The sequence below is a fragment of the Arthrobacter sp. sptzw32 genome, from assembly GCF_059089735.1.
In genome coordinates, this window is the sequence record NZ_JBNHEZ010000009.1 from 97,792 (window position 1) to 113,710 (window position 15,919).

A 15,919-nucleotide genomic window follows, 5' to 3' on the forward strand; every position below is an offset into this window, starting at 1 on the left:
GGTTGCTTCTGAAAGAAGAGTAGCCTGCCCGCCGAGGGCGGGTCAGCAGTAAGGCGGCTAGAGCGTTTTTACTGCTCCGAGAACCTGGGCCAGGGAGTCCTTGGCGTCGCCGAAGAGCAGGGATGTCTGGGGCTCGTAAAGCAGGTCGTTTTCGATCCCGGCAAAACCCGGCCGCATGGACCGTTTCAGGAACACCACCTGACGTGCGTCCGCCACCTCCAGGATGGGCATGCCGTAGATCGGTGACCCGGAGGACGTCTTGGCAGCAGGATTAACCACGTCGTTGGCGCCCACCACAAGTGCCACGTCCGCGGTTTTGAACTGCGGGTTGATTTCACCCATTTCCTTGAGCGATTCGTAGGGCACGTTGGCTTCCGCCAGGAGGACGTTCATATGCCCCGGCATCCGGCCGGCAACCGGGTGGATGGCAAAGTCGACATCGATGCCGCGGGCTTCCAGCGCTTGTGCCAGCTCGGCAGCGGTGTGCTGGCCCTGCGCCACTGCCAGGCCGTAACCGGGAACGATGATTACCCGTTGCGCGTAGCCCAGCAGCACGGCCACGTCCTCGGGGCTGGAGGAGCGGACCGGACGTTCGCTCACGGCGGTGGATCCCGCCGTCGAACGTCCCTTGAAGGCGCCGAAGAGGATGCCGGCGACGCTGCGGCCCATTGCCGCTGCCATGGCCCGGGTAAGGATGGTGCCGGACGCTCCCACCAGGGTGCCTGCCACCACAAGCAGCACGTTGCCGAGGACCACGCCGGAGGCGGCCACGGCCAGGCCGGTGAAGGCGTTCAGCAGCGAGATGACGATCGGGACGTCGGCGCCGCCCACAGGCAGTACCAGGAGGATCCCCGCGGCGAGTCCCAGGACCAGGAGCAGCACCGCGAGCGCCCCGGAGCCGGTAAAGATGACGCCCACGCCGGCTGCCACTGCTGCGAGCAGCACGGCAGCCATCACTACCGGAAGGCCCGGGAACACCACGGGCCGGGTGGTCATCAGCTCCTGCAGCTTTGCGAAGGTAACCCCGGATCCGGCAAAGGAAACGGCCCCCACCAGGAGAGTGAACACGATGGCCAGGCGGACCCAAGGGTTGTCCGCATGGCTGAGTTCCAGGAGTGCCACCAACGCCGCGGCGCCGCCGCCCACGCCGTTGAAAAGCGCCACCAGCTGAGGCATTTGGGTCATTTTGACCCGGCGCGCCACCGGGGCGGCCACGGCCGAGCCAACGGCAATCGCGGCGAGGATCCACGGGATGTTCTCCAGCCGCGAGGACAGGAACACGGTGACGACGGCGATCAGGGCTCCCAGCGCGCCGATCAGGTTGCCCCGGCGGGCGGTCCTCGGGGAACTGAGGCCTCGCAGGGCCAGGATGAAGAAGACGGCGGCGGCCAGGTACAGGAGCGAGGTCGAGACCGGGTCGAGGAGGGTCATCTGCCGTCCTTCCTGATTGCCGCGGCGCCGGAATCCTTGCGCCCCACCTCTTTCCTCGCGTGGAACATGTGCAGCATGCGGTCGGTCACCACAAATCCGCCCACCAGGTTAGCGGTGGCCAGGACGACGGCGAGGAGCGCCACCGCGAGCATCCAGGGGTCCGTTGCCTGCCCGGCCACGATGATGGCGCCCACGAGGATGATTCCGTGGATGGCGTTGGCGCCGGACATCAGCGGCGTGTGCAGGGTGCTGGAGACCTTCGATACCACCTCGAAGCCCACAAAAACCGCCAGGACCGTGATGGTCAGCAGGCTCATCCCGTCCATCAGAGCACCTCTTCCCGCCGTGTGCCGGCCCTGGCAGCAAGCAATTCCGCCGTGGGCTGGTGCCGCACCGCGCCGTCGTGGGTGAGGCAGGCTCCGGCGAGCACTTCGTCGTCGAAATCGGGGGCCAGGGAACCGTCCCGGATGATGAGCGCCAGCAGGTTGGCCACGTTTTTCGCATACAGGCGTGAGGCATCGGACGCCATTGCGGAGGGCGCGTCCTTCAGGCCCACCAGGGTCACATGGCCGGAACCGTCGGCCGTCGGGACGGGAATGTCCTGGCCCGGCACCACCGCCTCCACGTTGCCGCCGGACTCGGCAGCGAGGTCGACGACGACCGACCCCGGCCGCATTCCCTGCACCATCTCGGTAGTGACTAGAAGCGGGGCCCGCCTTCCGGGGACGGCCGCGGTGGTAATCAAAACGTCAGCCTGCGCCACATGCGGGGCGAGCAGCTGCCGTTGGCGGGTGCCGGCGTCGGAACTGAGCTGGCGCGCGTATCCTCCTGCCGCCTCAGCTGTCTCAAGGTCCAGCCGGATGAACGTGCCGCCCATGGAGGCAACCTCGTCTGCGGAGGCTGGCCGGATGTCGTTGGCGAAGACCCGGGCGCCGAGCCGTTTCGCGGTGCCGATGGCCTGAAGTCCGGCGACGCCCGCCCCCAAAACCAGCACGCGGGCGGGTGGGACGGTGCCGGCGGCGGTCATGTACAGCGGAAAGAACCGGGGCAGCCTGATGGCCGCCTCCAGAACGCAGCGGTAGCCGGCCACCAGTGCCTGCGAGCTGAGGGCGTCCATGGACTGGGCCCTGGAGATGCGGGGCACCAGTTCAAGGGCGAAGGACGTGACGCCAGCTTGTGCGAGTGCCTCGACGGTAGGCAGTTCGGACGACGGCGATGCCAGCCCCACTGTCACGGCGCCCCTTTTCAGGGACCCCGCCGTTTGCGGATCGAGCGGGCGGACGTGTGTGAGGACATCCAACTGGGTTCCGTCGAGTGCCGGGACGATGCGTGCTCCAGCATGGCCGTAGTCGGCGTCGGGATGACCGGCAGCTGCACCCGCGCCTGCCTCAAGGAGTACCTCCACGCCCAACGCGGTCAGTTGCTTCACCGTTTCCGGTGTGGCGGCCACCCGCCGTTCACCTTCACGGCGTTCCCGCGGTATGCCTAGTTTCACCCGCCGACTCCCCTCGCTGCACGAGTACGGGAGCGCCGCCCTGCCCTGCTGTACTCCCTGGTTCTGGATCCAGTCGGCTTCGCGAAGCGGCGCTGCTGCACGTAGTTGGCTAGAGTCTATGGCCCGCACGCGCTGTCGCGGGAGTAGGTCCGCGGGCTTGGATGGCAAACAGTTACCCGGCGGCCTGGCCCCAGCGCAGCCCCAGTGGATCGGGGGAGGGCGGGGGCAGCTCCACCAATCGCGTCCGGCACTGAGCAGCCATTTCATGAATTCACGCTTTACCGGAAGGGAAGGCTACCCTAAGTCGTCCCCTTTTTTATTTCTGCCTTCCCCACGGCAACCTTTCAAGGCGGTTTTCTGTGCGTTCCTACCTCCGTCCCCGCGTCCTGATGGCCGCGGCGGCTGCCCTCGCCCTCACCGGCTGCGGATTCAGCGGCACCCAGACTCAGGCCCCACAGCCCTCGGCAGCGGCGGACACCAGCCAGCGGATCGTCGTCGACAACTTCCGCGCGCCGGTAGCGAACTGGGCCGTCGAATCCGACGCTGCCTACATCCTTTCCCTGTCCGGCTGCCTGGAGACGCTGACCACCTTCAACCAGGCCGAGGGCAAGGTCCTCCCCTCGCTGGCAACGGAGTGGAAGCAGAGCTCGCCCCTGGACTGGGACTTCAGCGTCCGCCAGGGCGTCAAGTTCCAGGACGGCACCGATCTCACCGCCGAGTCGGTGGTGTCGGCACTCAACCACGTGCTCGATGCGAAGGTCCCCGCCCGCGCCTTCAACCGCACCATGATCAGCAGTGTCACGGCGGTGGATGCGCAGACCGTCCGCGTCAGCACGCCCGCGGAGAACCCGCTTGTGCCGTACCGGATGGCCAGCGTCAACACAGGAATCCTCGCGCCGGTTGCCTACAAGCCTGAAGGCCTGGACCCGTTCGGCCACTGCACCGGCCCCTTCACCCCCGTGTCTGAGAAAGCCAAGCAGTCCCTGACCCTGGACCGCAACGAGAACTACTGGGGCGGCGACGTACAGCTTGCCGGCGCCGAAATCCGCTTCATCACCAACGGCGCCACCCGCGCCGCCCAGGTGCAAACCGGCGAGGCAGACATCTCGCTGTCCATCCCCGTCGCCAGCCTGGCGGCGCTGAAGGCAGACGACGGCGTCTCCGTGCTGGGTGCCGATTCCCCCCGCACTGCCACGCTCTACATGAACAACGGCCGTGCACCACTGGACAAGGTTGACGTCCGCAAGGCGATCCGCGACGCGCTGGACCTTGATGCCCTGGCTACCAGCGTCTACGAAGGTGCCGCCCTCCCCGCCACCGGACCCTTTGCCCCGTCCGAACCCTGGGCCGGCGAGAAACAGGACAAGCAGCAGCAGAACGTTGAGGAAGCCCGCAGCCTGCTGGCCGGCGCCGGCTACACCGCGGACCGCCCGTTGGCGATCATCGCCATCGTGGAGCGCGCGGAGTTCGCGGACGTTGCCGCCGTCGTGCAGGAAAACCTGAAGAACATCGGCATCCCGGTGACCATCACGTCCAAGGAATACGCCTCGGCGGAGCCGGATGTCCTGGCCGGCAACTACGACATGCTGCTCAGCCAGCGGAACCGTCTGATCGACATCGCCGATCCCATCGGCTTCCTCACCGCGGACTACACCTGCAAAGGCACCTACAACCTGAGCCACTTCTGCGATCCCGAGTACGACCGGATCATCGCCGAAGCCGCCACCACCATTGACACCAACGAGCGCTACAAGCTGTACGCGGAGGCAGGCCGGATTCTCCAGGACAAAGCCGTCAACGCCTGGCTCGTGAACGAACAGGCAACCGACGCGATCCGCACCAACGTCCTCTCCTACGTCCAGGACCCGCTGTCCCGCTACGTCCTGACCGCAAAAACGGCCAAGGCCGCGTCCTAGTCCAACTCCCCGAATCCCCCGCGAATGCTGCAGTTCATCACTAAACGGACGGCCACCCTGGTGGCCGCCGTTGTGGTGTCCTCTTTCGCGGTCTTCCTGATCCCGTATTTCACCCCCGGTGACCCCGTGCGGAAGATCATCCGCTCCAGGGTGGCGGGGGAAGCCGTGGACGAGTCAGCGGTGCAGGGCCTCAGCGAGAGCCTCGGCCTGAACGATCCCCTGGCCGTCCAGTACTTCCGTTGGCTGGGGGACTTCTTCAGCGGGGACATGGGGCTGTCTTTTGTCAGCCGCACCCCTGTGGCGGAGCAGGTGCTTCCGGCGCTTTCGGTCACGCTCAGCCTGGTCACCATGGCACTGGTCCTGGCCGTGGCGGTATCCCTGCCGCTGGGAATCATTGCCGGGCTGCGGCCGGGAAGCGCCGCGGACAAGGCCATTACCGCGGTCACCCAGGCCCTGATCGCCATGCCGGAGTACTGGGTGGCGCCCGTGCTGGTGCTGGTCTTCGCCCTGAAGTTGGCCGTGCTGCCCACGGCGGGCTGGAACGATCTTTCGTCCGCTGTCCTGCCCGCCCTGACCCTGGCCCTGCGGCCCATCAGTTTTTTCACTTCGGCTGTCCGGGCCGGCATCATTGACGCCGCTGCCGCCGAGCACGTGCCGGCAGCCCGGGCACGCGGCCTGAGCCAGGGCCAGGCCATCCTCCGCCACGTGGTGCCGAACGGGCTGGTACCGCTGTCCACCCTGTTCGCCGTATGGTTCGCGGGCCTGTTGGGCGGATCGGTCATCGTGGAGGTCATTTTCGCCGTGCCCGGCATGGGCAGGCTGCTCTTTGACGCCGTGGTCAACAGCGACATCCCGCTTGCCCAGGGCGGCGTGGTGGTAGTAGTGGCCCTTGCCGTTGGCGTGACCACACTGGCGGACTTTGTGCACCGCTTCCTCAGCCGCACCGTGGGGGCCTCCCTTGCGTAAATGGCTGAACGTGACCACCCTGGCCGCGGCCGTGCTGGCCCTGATCGTGCTGGCGGTGCTCCTGGCACCGTGGATCTCGCCCTACCCGCCGGCGGAACAGAACCTGGCCGAACGCCTGGCGCCGCCCTCTCCCGGGCACTGGCTGGGGACGGACAACCTGGGCCGTGACACCCTCAGCCGGATCCTGGAGGGTGGCCGCTTCTCCATGTCCGTGGCGGCTCTGGCTACGCTGCTGACGTGCCTGCTGGGTGTGGCCATCGGCATCATCAGCGCCAGGCGGCGCGGCTGGGTGGATGAGTTCCTGACCCGCACCAACGACGTCCTGCTCGCCCTGCCGGAAATGGTGGTGGCGCTGTTCATCGTGGCGGCGCTGGGCACAGGCTTCGGGCCGCTGCTGCTCGCGCTTGTGGTCACCGGGTGGACTCCCTTCGCCCGGCTTGCCCGCACCCTGGCGTACGACGTCTCGGCCCGGGGTTTCGTGGACGCCGCGCGCGTGGTGGGCTGCACGCCGCGGTTTATTATCTTCCGGCACGTCCTGCCCCACCTTGCGGCGCCGATCCTCGGGCAGGCGACGCTGCGGTTCGGGCACCTGCTCATCAGCGTGGGGGCGCTGTCCTACCTGGGCCTGGGCGTGCAGCCGCCGCAGTCGGACTGGGGTTCCATGCTGGCTGCGGCACAGCCGTTCGCGGACCGGGCACCGCTGGGTATCCTCGCCCCCGGCCTGGTCATCTTCACTGTGGCCCTGTGCGTGACACTGCTCGGCCAGCGGGCCGCCCACATGGCCGCGGCGCCGCTGCTGATGCCGCAAACTTTGGAAAAGGCAGCTTCATGAACACCCGCCTGGTCCTGGAGAACCTGGCGGTGGGCCACAAGGAGTCCGACGGCGGGACGTCCGGCAAGCTCCTGCTGTCCGGGGTCTCGCTGTCCGTTGATCCCGGTGAGTTCGTGGCGCTCGTGGGCAGTTCCGGATCCGGAAAGACGCTGACCGCGATGTCCTGCCTCCAGCTGCTGCCGCCCAGCCTTGGCATTGCCGATGGTTCCATCAGGCTCGGCGACCTGGACCTGACCCGTGCGTCCGAACAGGAACTCAACTCGGTGCGCGGCGGACGGTTGGGGATGCTGTTCCAGCAGCCCAAGCGCATGTTCAACCCGAACCGGACCATTGAGCAGCACCTCAAGGAACCGCTGCGCCTGCATGCCAAGCTGCGTGGAGCGAAGGCGCGCAGCAAGGCGCTGGAACTGCTCGAGGAGGTGGGCTTTGCCGATCCCGGCAAGGGCATCCGGGCCTATCCGCACCAGCTCTCCGGAGGCATGGCACAGCGGGCCATGACCGCACTGGCGCTGGCCGGGCAGCCCGGCATGCTGCTGGCGGATGAGCCGACGTCGGCGCTGGACAAGGTGCTGGAGCGCCAGATCCTGCAGCTGCTGGACAGGGAACGCCGGGAACGCGGCCTGGGCATCCTCTACATCACCCACAACATCGCCTCCGTTGCCGCATTTGCCGACCGCGTGCTCGTGATGAACTCGGGCAGCATTGTGGAAGCCGGCCCCGCCGGCGCCCTCCTCACCCGGCCCGAAACCGCCTATACCCGTGAGCTGCTGGCCGCCGCACGCCTTGCGCCGGAGTCCCGCCGTCGTCCGCCGTCCAGGGAACGTGAAGTCCTGGTGCTCAGCGGCGTGGGCAAGCACTTCGGGTCGCGGCGGAAGCTGGGCCACGCGGCGCTGCAGGACGTGTCACTGACCCTTCGGCGCGGGGAAATCCTGGGCGTGCTGGGCCAGTCAGGCTCCGGCAAGAGCACCCTGGCCAAGGCCATTGTGGGCCTCGAGACCGCCAGCACGGGAACCATCACCCGGCAGCTCGATGCTGCCGGACCTCACGAGGCCACGGCCGTGCAGCTGGTGTTCCAGGAACCGCACGGCGCGTTTGACCCGCGGATGACGCTCCGCACCAGCCTCCAGGCCCCGCTGCACACACGCCACGGCTTGTCGCCGGAACAGCAGGACCAGCGGATAACCGCCGTGATGGCTGAGGTGGAGCTGGATGCGGCCTTGCTGGACAAGCGCCCCGGCCAGTGCTCAGGCGGCCAACTGCAGCGTGCCACCATCGCAAGGGCCCTGCTGCTGGAGCCGCAGGTCCTGATCTGTGATGAAGCCACCTCGGCACTTGACGCCCTCACACAGCGCACCATCCTCAACCTGCTGCTGCGGCTCCAGCGTGAGCGCAACCTGTCCCTGATCGTCATCTCGCACGATATGGACGTGGTGCGGTACATGTGCGACCGCGTGGCTGTTCTGCTTGAGGGCCGGGTGGTTGAGGTGGCGGAAACCAAGGACTTCTTCGCCGCGCCGCAGCACCAGCACAGCCAGGCGCTGGTGGAGGCCTCGATCCCCTGCCGCGCGGACGGGCTGTGGAGTGTCCTGGACGGTGCGAAGCCCAACTAAGGCCGGCCGGTCTCCAACACAGATGCCAGGTCAAAGCTGACAGGCTCCTCCAGCTGCGCGTAGGTGCACGAATCCGGGTCCCGGTCCGGCCGCCAGCGGTTGAACTGGGCGGTGTGCCGGAAACGGTCCCCCTCCATGTGGTCGTACCGGACCTCCACCACCAGTTCCGGGCGCAGCGGCACAAAGGAGAGGTCCTTCCCGGCGCTCCAGCGGCTCCCTTCGGCGTTCCGCGGGGTCCGCTCCCCTTCCTCCTGCTTTCCCCAGGCCCAGGGGTGGCCGTCGAAGCCGGTGACCAGCGGCTGGAGCTGTTCGTACAGCTCCTGCCGGCGCTTCATGGGGAAGGCGCCGATCACGCCCACGCTGGCCAGGGCGCCGTCGTCCTTGTACAGGCCGAGCAGCAGCGAGCCGATGGCGTCCGGTCCGCTCTTGTGCAGCCGGTACCCTGCAACCACGCAGTCGGCGGTGCGCTCGTGCTTGGTTTTGAACATCACCCGCTTGTCCGGCTCATACCGCCCGTCCAGGCGCTTGGCAACAATGCCGTCCAGGCCCGCGCCCTCGAACTGTTCGAACCACTGTTCCGCCGTGGCCTTGTCCGTGGTGGCGGCGGTGAGATGCACCGGGGCCCTGCTGGCCGCCAGCGCCTTTTCAAGCGCCGCCCGCCGCTCGGTGAAAGGTTTGCCCGTGTAATCGTCCTCACCCAGGGACAGCAGATCAAAGGCAACGAACGAGGCGGGCGTCTGCGCAGCGAGCAGCTTCACCCGGCTGGCCGCCGGGTGGATGCGCTGCTGGAGAGCATCGAAATCGAGGCGGTCACCGGAGGAGCCAATCAGGATGATCTCGCCATCCACCACGCAGCGCTCAGGGAGGTTCTCCTTCAGCGCCTCCGCGAGTTCGGGAAAGTAGCGGGTCATGGGCTTTTCATTGCGGCTGCCGATCTCCACCTCGTCGCCGTCACGGAAGATGATGGACCGGAAGCCGTCCCACTTTGGCTCATAGCTGAGGTCCCCTTCCGGGACGCCGCTGACGGCCTTGGCGAGCATGGGCGGGACGGGCGGCATCACGGGAAGTTCCATGTGCCCATTCTTGCCCGGAGACAGCCGCTCGTGGAACCCCAGGCGGGTTGCAGGGGTCACGGAGCCCGGGTTGCAGGGGTTGCTTATCCCGCGAGCAACCACACGATCAGGACCAGCACCGGGGCGGCCGCGGCCGTCGAAATGAGGATGCTTTCCCGGGCCACCGCAACTCCCCTCCCGTACTTGCTGGCGAACAGGAAGACATTTTGGGCCGGCGGCAGGGCCGCCATCAGCACCACACCCAGGAGCATGTGCTGGTCCAGATTGAACAGGAAGCGCCCGACGACGAAGGCTACTGCGGGCATCACCGCGGACTTCAGCGCGGTGGCAGTAAGGATCTCCGCCGTGTGCCCGCCGCTGCCCAGCATCCGGCTGCCGTGCAGGGACATGCCGAAAGCCAGCAGCACCACCGGAACGGCGGCACCGCCCAGGAGTGTCAATGGCGCCATCACGGGTTCGGGCAGTTCGACGTCGAACGCTGCCAGGACCACACCCAGGAGGGTCGCGATGATCATGGGATTCCGGAAGGGTTGCGTGAGCATCAGCTTCGGGGAAAACCGGCCCGCCGCCGACAGGTCCAGGAGGGTGAGGACCAGCGGTGCCAGCAGGAGCAGCTGGACCAGCAGGACCGGGGCCACCGGCGTTGCGTCGCCCAAGGCGTACAGGGTGATGGGGATGCCGATGTTGTTGGCGTTGACGTAAGAGCTGGCCATGGCGCCGATGGCCGTTTCCGCGAGCGGGCGGCGGAACCACAGCCGGCTGGCCAGGATGTACAGCAGTGCGGTGAAGAGGGCAGTGACCAGCGCCAGCGGAACGTACGCGGAAAAGATGGTGGTGACATCGGATTCCAGTACCACTGTGAACAGCAGCACGGGGTTGGTGATGAAGAACGCGGTTTTGGTCAGCGCCGAAACGGTCGGCTCACCGCCCAGCCCGCACCGTGCGGCGATGTATCCCACCGCGATGACGACGCCGATCACCGCCAACCCGATCAGCACACCGCCCACGAGTGGTACTTCCTTCCAGTTCCGCCGCCTGCGCAGGAGTTTCGGGGAGCGCAGTACTACAAGTTACAAACTTATCCGACAAGTAACGTGCACCTGGCACGCCCCCGGTCCCCGGCGGCGCCGCCAAGAAAATCCTCGACACAGCACCGTCCGTGACAGTAGAGGTTAACGGATGGTTACTGTCGGCTTCCATGCCTCCCACGAACAGATCAGTCCCGGCCAACTGCTTAAGGACGTCCAGCACGCCGAACGGGCGGGCTTTGACGCCGCCATGTGCTCGGACCACATTGAGCCGTGGTCCGCCCGGCAGGGACACTCGGGGTTCGCCTGGTCATGGCTGGGTGCGGCGCTGGCCACCACACAGCTCCGCTTTGGGGTGGTGACGGCGCCCGGACAGCGGTACCACCCGGCCATCACCGCGCATGCTTCGGCCACCCTCGCCAGCATGTTCCCGGACCGCTTTTGGCTTGCACCAGGCAGCGGCGAGAACATGAACGAACACATTACCGGTGACGGATGGCCGGCAAAGGACATCCGCCAGCGCCGGCTGGAGGAGTGTGTTGAGGTGATTCGGCGGCTGCACCGCGGCGAGGAGGTCACCCACCGCGGCCTGGTTACCGTGGAGCAGGCGCGGATCTGGGATGTTCCCGAAAATACGCCGCCGCTCATTGCTCCCGCTGTCAGCGCGGACACCGCCCGGCGGGCTGCCAGCTGGGCCGATGGGCTGGTCACCGTGAACCAGCCTGCTGACAAGCTTCGGGAAGTGCTCGCCGCCTACCGGGACAACGGCGGACAGGGCAAGGCTGTCCTGCAGGTCCACCTGTCCTGGGCCGCGAACGAGGACGAGGCAACGGCCATTGCCCTCGATCAGTGGCGCACCAACACCTACGATCCTCCCATCCCCTGGGACCTGCCCACGGCCGGACACTTCGACCTCGTGGGCGAACACGTGACAGAGGAACAGGTCCGCAAGACGGTCAACATCTCAGCCAGCCTGGACCGGCACGTGGACCTGTTGGCCGGTTACGCGGACCTGGGGTTCGACGAGCTCTACCTGCACTTCGTGGGACAGGAACAGGAACGGTTCATCGATGCCTTTGCCGGGGAGGTCCTGCCGCAGCTCCGCAATCCCGGCAGCATCACTGCCGGTACCCCCGCCGAACCCCAGCTGGTCGCCTCCGCTGCCGAACCGGCGTCGGGCGCTCCGGCGTGAGGATCGCCGAAACCTCAGACCTCTGGTGGAAGAACGCAGTGGTCTATTGCCTGGACGTGGAGACGTTCTTCGACGATGACGGCGACGGCACCGGTGATTTCGCCGGCCTCACCCAGCGCGTGGACTACCTCGCTGCGCTGGGCGTCACCTGCATCTGGCTGATGCCGTTCTACCCCTCCCCGGACCGGGACGACGGCTACGACGTCACCGATTTCTTCGGCGTCGACCCCCGGCTGGGCACCATGGGGGACCTGGTGGAGTTCATCCGCGCGGCCAAGGACCGGGGCATGCGGGTCATCGCGGACTTCGTGGTCAACCACACCTCGGACCAGCACCCCTGGTTCGTTCAGGCCCGGCAGTCCACCGACAACCCGTACCGGAACTTCTACGTGTGGCGCAGCGACACTCCCCCGGACACGTCCGCCGAGGTGGTGTTCCCTGGAGAGGAAACCTCGCTGTGGACCCAGGATGACGCCACCGGGGAGTGGTACCTGCACATGTTCGCCAAGCACCAGCCGGACCTGAACGTCACCAACCCCGCGGTGCGGAATCAGATTGCGAAGGCCATGGGCCTGTGGCTCGAACTTGGGCTGGACGGCTTCCGGCTGGACGCCGTGCCGTTCTTCCTGGAAACCCGCGGCCAGCCCCAGGAGGAGGCGGCTAACCTGGATCCCCACGGCTACCTCACCGCGTTGCGGAGTTTCGTCAGCCGCCGGAACGGGAGCGCGGTGCTGCTGGGCGAGGTGAACCTGCCGTACAAAGAGCAGCTGGAGTACTTCGGCGGCCCGGAAGGCAACGAACTGAATATGCAGTTCGACTTTATGACTATGCAGCACCTCTACCTGTCCCTGGCCCGGCAAGATGCCCGGCCACTGGCAGAAACGCTCACCAGCCGCCCGGCGCTCCATCCCGACAACCAGTGGGCCATGTTCGTGCGCAACCATGACGAACTCACCCTGGACAAGCTCAGCGACGGCGAACGCGGTGAGGTTTTCGCCGCCTTCGGCCCGGAGGAGGACATGCAGATCTACGGCCGCGGGCTGCGCCGGCGCCTCCCCCCGATGCTGGGCGGTGACCCGGAGCGCCTTCGGATGGTGTACTCACTGATGTTTTCCCTCCCCGGCACCCCGGTGCTGTTCTACGGCGAGGAGATCGGCATGGGCGAGGACCTCCAGCAAAAGAGCCGCGCCGCGGTGCGCACCCCCATGCAGTGGAGCGACGCGGACAACGGCGGTTTCTCCACGGCCAAAGCATCAGACCTGGTGGCACCGCTGGCCCGCGGGGAGTACGGCCCGGAACGGGTTAACGCCGCCGACGCAAAGCGCGACCCCGGCTCCCTGTTCAACTTCATGGCCACCCTGATCCTGCGCTACCGCGAATCCCCTGAGCTGGGCTGGGGCAAATTCGCCATCATCGACCAGCCGGAGCCCGCGGTTTTCGCACACACCTGCAGCTCCGACGGCGGCACCTTGGTCCTCCTGCATAACCTCGGCGAGGAACCGGTAAAAGTCACTGCCAAGGCCGGGCCGGAAGACGGGCCGGAGCAGGCATTCCAGGATGCCATCCTGCTGGACCTGTTCGACGGCGACAACGTGCCTCTGGAGCCCGACGGCGGCTTCACGGTTGAGCTGGTACGGTACGGTTACCGCTGGTTCCGGGTGCACCGGAAAGGCGACCGGCCGGCACCTTGAGGGCGCAGGCATCCGGCGGCGGGACGGCAGCGGCCGGGAAGTACCCAAGGCCGGTCATGGCGGTCAGCGGGCTGAGGACGCCGCCAACAGGCGGTCAGCTTCTGCCAGGATCCGCTCCCTCACGGGTGGGGGTACGGTTACAGTGCGCCGGCCGTCCTGCTCCTGGTCGCGGATGCCAACGGCCAGGGAACTCATCAACGCTGCATCCTCGGCAGTGGCGAGATCGCTGCCGATGAGCTGCACCAGCACCTTCAGGCCGGCCAGCCGCCTCTGCGGGTCGGCGTCATTCAGTGCAGAGTCTATGGCCCATTGCGCACGCTTCCACCACTGGTCGCGCCTGTCCGCGTGCGATCTTTGCCGGTACGTCAAGTAGGCCACCAACACGACGCCGAACGTAGCCAGCGGCGCTATTGCCGCCGCACCCAGCAAGGCGGCCCTGATCCCATCAACGATCTCCATGGCACCACCTTAGGGCCCGACTGTCCCGGCTTGCGGTTGGGAAACAGTACCGGCTTCAAGAACTAACCGGCGTCTAACCGTCAGGAAACCAAGCCGCAACATTGGCCGCCCACACTTGGTAATGCAGGCAAGAGCCGGCACCAGCTCCAGCCAGGAGGGCCCCGCCATGTTGAAGGAAGCAGCAGCCCATGTAACCAGAGTCCGCGCCCTGGACCAGCTCCGCCGCGGCGACGAAATCGAAGCCCGCCTCTCGGTGGGACCTTCCTACGATGACGTAGTAATCCGCCGCGGCAGCGTCCAGGAGACAGCACCCGGCATCGGCGTGGTGTGGATCCTGGACCGGATCAGCGGCCTCCGCAAGGCTATCAACACCGACGAATGCAGCGTCTGGCGGATCGCCTGACACACCTTTCGTCCACTGCCTGTGTGGAGCCTGCAGCTTCGGCACGGCGGGCGTAGTCAGGAAGGACTGCCCGCTGCCCGTGCGCAGGCTCCACGCGAACCGCGTTTCAGCCGCCAGCCACCGACTGGATGATCAGCACCTCCTGGCCCGGGGCCACCCGCGTCTCCAGGCCCTCCAGCCGCCGCACCTCGTCACCGTCCACGTAGATGTTCACGAAGCGCCGCAGGGCGCCGGTCTCGTCGCGGAGCCGCCTGGCGAGCACAGGGTAGCCGGCGGTGGCGGTGTCCAGGAGGTTTTCAACCGTCACAGGCACCGCGGCGGGCGCAGTCAGTACGGACTGCCCGCCGGCCAGGGGCTGCAGCACGCTGGGAAGAACCAGGGTAATCTCAGGCACCGGCAACCACGGCTGCCCGCACACACAGCACATCCGGCAGGTGGGCCACCACCTCGGCGAACGTCTCCCCCTCGTCCGCGCTGGCGTAGACCGTACCGCCACGAGTGCCGAAATAGACACCGGCCGGCTCCGCAGTATCCACCGAGGCAGCGTCCCGGAGAACGCTGTTGTATTCGCCTGTTGGCAGCCCGTTGCTGAGCCTCTTCCACGTGCCGCCGGCATCATCCGTGCGGTGCACTGCCAGTTCCCCGTTGGGCGGGATTCGCTCCCCGTCGGCCTTGAGCGGGACGACCCAGGCGGTACCTTCCCGGCGGGGGTGGGTCAGCATTACGAATCCGAAGTCCGCCGGCAGGCCCTCCGCGATGGAGTTCCACGTCTCTGCGTTGTCATCCGTGCGGTAGACACCGTGGTGGTTTTGGGCGTACAGGCGGCCGTCGACGGCGGCGTCCGCGGCGATCTTGTGCACGCACTGGCCGAACTCAGGGTTGGGGTCCGGCATGAAGTAGGCGGAGATTCCCCGGTTCCGCGCCTCCCAGGAGGTGCCGCCGTCGATCGAGCGGTAAACGCCGCCGGTGCTCATGGCGATATGCACGGTTTCACGGACAGGGTGGACCACTATGGAGTGGGCGGCCGCACCGCCGTAGCCGGCACCCCATTCGTTCCGGTGGGGGTGGTCCCAGAGACCGCGGTTCAGTTCAAAGTGTTCGCCGCCATCGGTGGACTTCCACACGGAGATTGGCTCGGCTCCCGCCCACACCACACCCGGACGGGACTCGGCATCCGGGTAAATCTGCCAGATCCGCTCCAGCGCCGCCCCGGTGTCCTCCGGGAACCTGATGGCGCCCTGCTCCGGTTCGGACCAACTGGTGCCCAGGTCATCGGAGTGGGCAACAGTTGGCCCCCAGTGCTCGTTTCGGACCCCGACCATGATGCGGGTGCGGCCCTCCCGGGTGTCGATCCCGACGCTGGGAATCTCGCTCATCAGGAAGTGCGGGCCGGTGAAAGACCATTGGCGCCTGTCCCCGCTGGTGGCCAACCAGAGGCCCTTTTTGGTCCCGATCGCCAGGACAAAACTCTCTGCGGTTGTCATGCCCACCATGGAACCACCGCCTCGGGCCGCCCGCAACGGTTTTCTGGGGCTCGAACGTCCTGGCGGCTGCTGGTTGTACTGAGTCAGGACGTTGGTTGGCGGGCGGATCCCAAGGCAGTCAGCCCGCCCTACAGCCTTCCGGGCGACGCTCTCTCAGTCCCTGCAGCCTTCCCGGCGACGCTCTCTCACTTCCTGCAGCCTTCCGGGCGACCCTCTCTCAGTTCCTGCAGCGTCCCGGGCGACGCTTCCTTAGTTGCGGCGGGGCGGACCTTGTCGCCGGGGGCTGGCATGAGGTGTGGTGCCGGGTGCCGGTGCTCGCCGGGGTGGTTAAAGCAGTGG

At 67.0% G+C, this 15,919-nt stretch carries 15 protein-coding genes; 7 read left to right on the forward strand and 8 right to left on the reverse strand.

Annotated elements, in window-relative coordinates; genetic code table 11:
• Positions 1–57: 57 nt before the first annotated feature.
• The 3 genes from AC5RVN_RS16330 to AC5RVN_RS16340 are packed head-to-tail and all read right to left on the reverse strand — an operon-like array spanning position 58 to position 2,926.
• Positions 58–1,431, reverse strand: a complete 1,374-nt coding sequence (locus AC5RVN_RS16330; protein WP_494138631.1) for an NAD(P)(+) transhydrogenase (Re/Si-specific) subunit beta — start codon at positions 1,429–1,431, stop codon at positions 58–60.
• Positions 1,428–1,757, reverse strand: a complete 330-nt coding sequence (locus AC5RVN_RS16335) for an NAD(P) transhydrogenase subunit alpha part 2 (RefSeq protein WP_494042387.1) — start codon at positions 1,755–1,757, stop codon at positions 1,428–1,430. The genes AC5RVN_RS16330 and AC5RVN_RS16335 overlap by 4 nt, the downstream gene beginning before the upstream one ends.
• On the reverse strand, positions 1,757–2,926 hold the full coding sequence (locus AC5RVN_RS16340; RefSeq protein WP_494138632.1) for a Re/Si-specific NAD(P)(+) transhydrogenase subunit alpha: 1,170 nt from the start codon (positions 2,924–2,926) through the stop codon (positions 1,757–1,759). The genes AC5RVN_RS16335 and AC5RVN_RS16340 overlap by 1 nt, the downstream gene beginning before the upstream one ends.
• 389 nt (positions 2,927–3,315) lie before the next feature.
• On the opposite strand from AC5RVN_RS16340, the gene AC5RVN_RS16345 reads away from it, so the two are divergent.
• Genes AC5RVN_RS16345 through AC5RVN_RS16360 form a run of 4 tightly spaced genes read left to right on the forward strand, consistent with a single transcriptional unit; the run spans position 3,316 to position 8,250 of the window.
• Positions 3,316–4,842, forward strand: coding sequence for an ABC transporter substrate-binding protein (locus AC5RVN_RS16345; RefSeq protein ID WP_494138644.1), 1,527 nt, complete (start codon positions 3,316–3,318; stop codon positions 4,840–4,842).
• 24 nt (positions 4,843–4,866) lie between these two features.
• Entirely contained in the window at positions 4,867–5,808 is a 942-nt protein-coding gene (locus AC5RVN_RS16350) for an ABC transporter permease (protein ID WP_494138633.1), read from the forward strand.
• Complete coding sequence (locus tag AC5RVN_RS16355) at positions 5,801–6,640, forward strand: ABC transporter permease (protein WP_494042390.1); 840 nt, start codon at positions 5,801–5,803, stop codon at positions 6,638–6,640. Before AC5RVN_RS16350 ends, AC5RVN_RS16355 begins: the two co-directional genes overlap by 8 nt.
• Positions 6,637–8,250: an ATP-binding cassette domain-containing protein gene (locus AC5RVN_RS16360; RefSeq protein WP_494138634.1), complete on the forward strand. Its 1,614-nt coding sequence runs from the start codon at positions 6,637–6,639 to the stop codon at positions 8,248–8,250. The genes AC5RVN_RS16355 and AC5RVN_RS16360 overlap by 4 nt, the downstream gene beginning before the upstream one ends.
• On the opposite strand, the gene AC5RVN_RS16365 is transcribed toward AC5RVN_RS16360, so the two are convergent.
• A complete protein-coding gene (locus AC5RVN_RS16365) occupies positions 8,247–9,323 on the reverse strand; it encodes an ATP-dependent DNA ligase (protein ID WP_494138635.1) in 1,077 nt (358 codons plus the stop codon). The genes AC5RVN_RS16360 and AC5RVN_RS16365 overlap by 4 nt on opposite strands.
• 83 nt (positions 9,324–9,406) lie before the next feature.
• On the reverse strand, positions 9,407–10,330 hold the full coding sequence (locus tag AC5RVN_RS16370; protein WP_494042393.1) for an AEC family transporter: 924 nt from the start codon (positions 10,328–10,330) through the stop codon (positions 9,407–9,409).
• Positions 10,331–10,502: 172 nt separating this feature from the next.
• On the opposite strand from AC5RVN_RS16370, the gene AC5RVN_RS16375 reads away from it, so the two are divergent.
• Positions 10,503–11,543 (forward strand): TIGR03885 family FMN-dependent LLM class oxidoreductase, encoded by a 1,041-nt coding sequence (locus AC5RVN_RS16375; protein WP_494138636.1) that lies wholly within the window; start codon positions 10,503–10,505, stop codon positions 11,541–11,543.
• The gene (locus AC5RVN_RS16380; RefSeq protein WP_494138637.1) at positions 11,540–13,234 is read left to right on the forward strand and encodes an alpha-amylase family protein; all 1,695 of its coding nucleotides are present in this window, start codon (positions 11,540–11,542) and stop codon (positions 13,232–13,234) included. The genes AC5RVN_RS16375 and AC5RVN_RS16380 overlap by 4 nt, the downstream gene beginning before the upstream one ends.
• 63 nt (positions 13,235–13,297) lie before the next feature.
• Here the strand turns inward: AC5RVN_RS16380 and AC5RVN_RS16385 are convergent, their stop codons facing one another.
• Positions 13,298–13,693 carry a hypothetical protein gene (locus AC5RVN_RS16385; protein ID WP_494138638.1) on the reverse strand — a complete coding sequence of 132 codons (396 nt, stop codon included), beginning with the start codon at positions 13,691–13,693 and terminating at the stop codon, positions 13,298–13,300.
• A 166-nt stretch (positions 13,694–13,859) separates the two neighbouring features.
• Here AC5RVN_RS16385 and AC5RVN_RS16390 point away from each other — a divergent pair, with 166 nt between their 5' ends.
• Entirely contained in the window at positions 13,860–14,096 is a 237-nt protein-coding gene (locus tag AC5RVN_RS16390) for a hypothetical protein (protein ID WP_494042397.1), read from the forward strand.
• 106 nt (positions 14,097–14,202) lie between these two features.
• Here the strand turns inward: AC5RVN_RS16390 and AC5RVN_RS16395 are convergent, their stop codons facing one another.
• Positions 14,203–14,523, reverse strand: a complete 321-nt coding sequence (locus AC5RVN_RS16395) for a MoaD/ThiS family protein (RefSeq protein ID WP_494138639.1) — start codon at positions 14,521–14,523, stop codon at positions 14,203–14,205.
• The gene (locus tag AC5RVN_RS16400) at positions 14,483–15,589 is read right to left on the reverse strand and encodes a WD40/YVTN/BNR-like repeat-containing protein (protein ID WP_494138640.1); all 1,107 of its coding nucleotides are present in this window, start codon (positions 15,587–15,589) and stop codon (positions 14,483–14,485) included. Before AC5RVN_RS16400 ends, AC5RVN_RS16395 begins: the two co-directional genes overlap by 41 nt.
• Positions 15,590–15,919 lie beyond the last annotated feature (330 nt).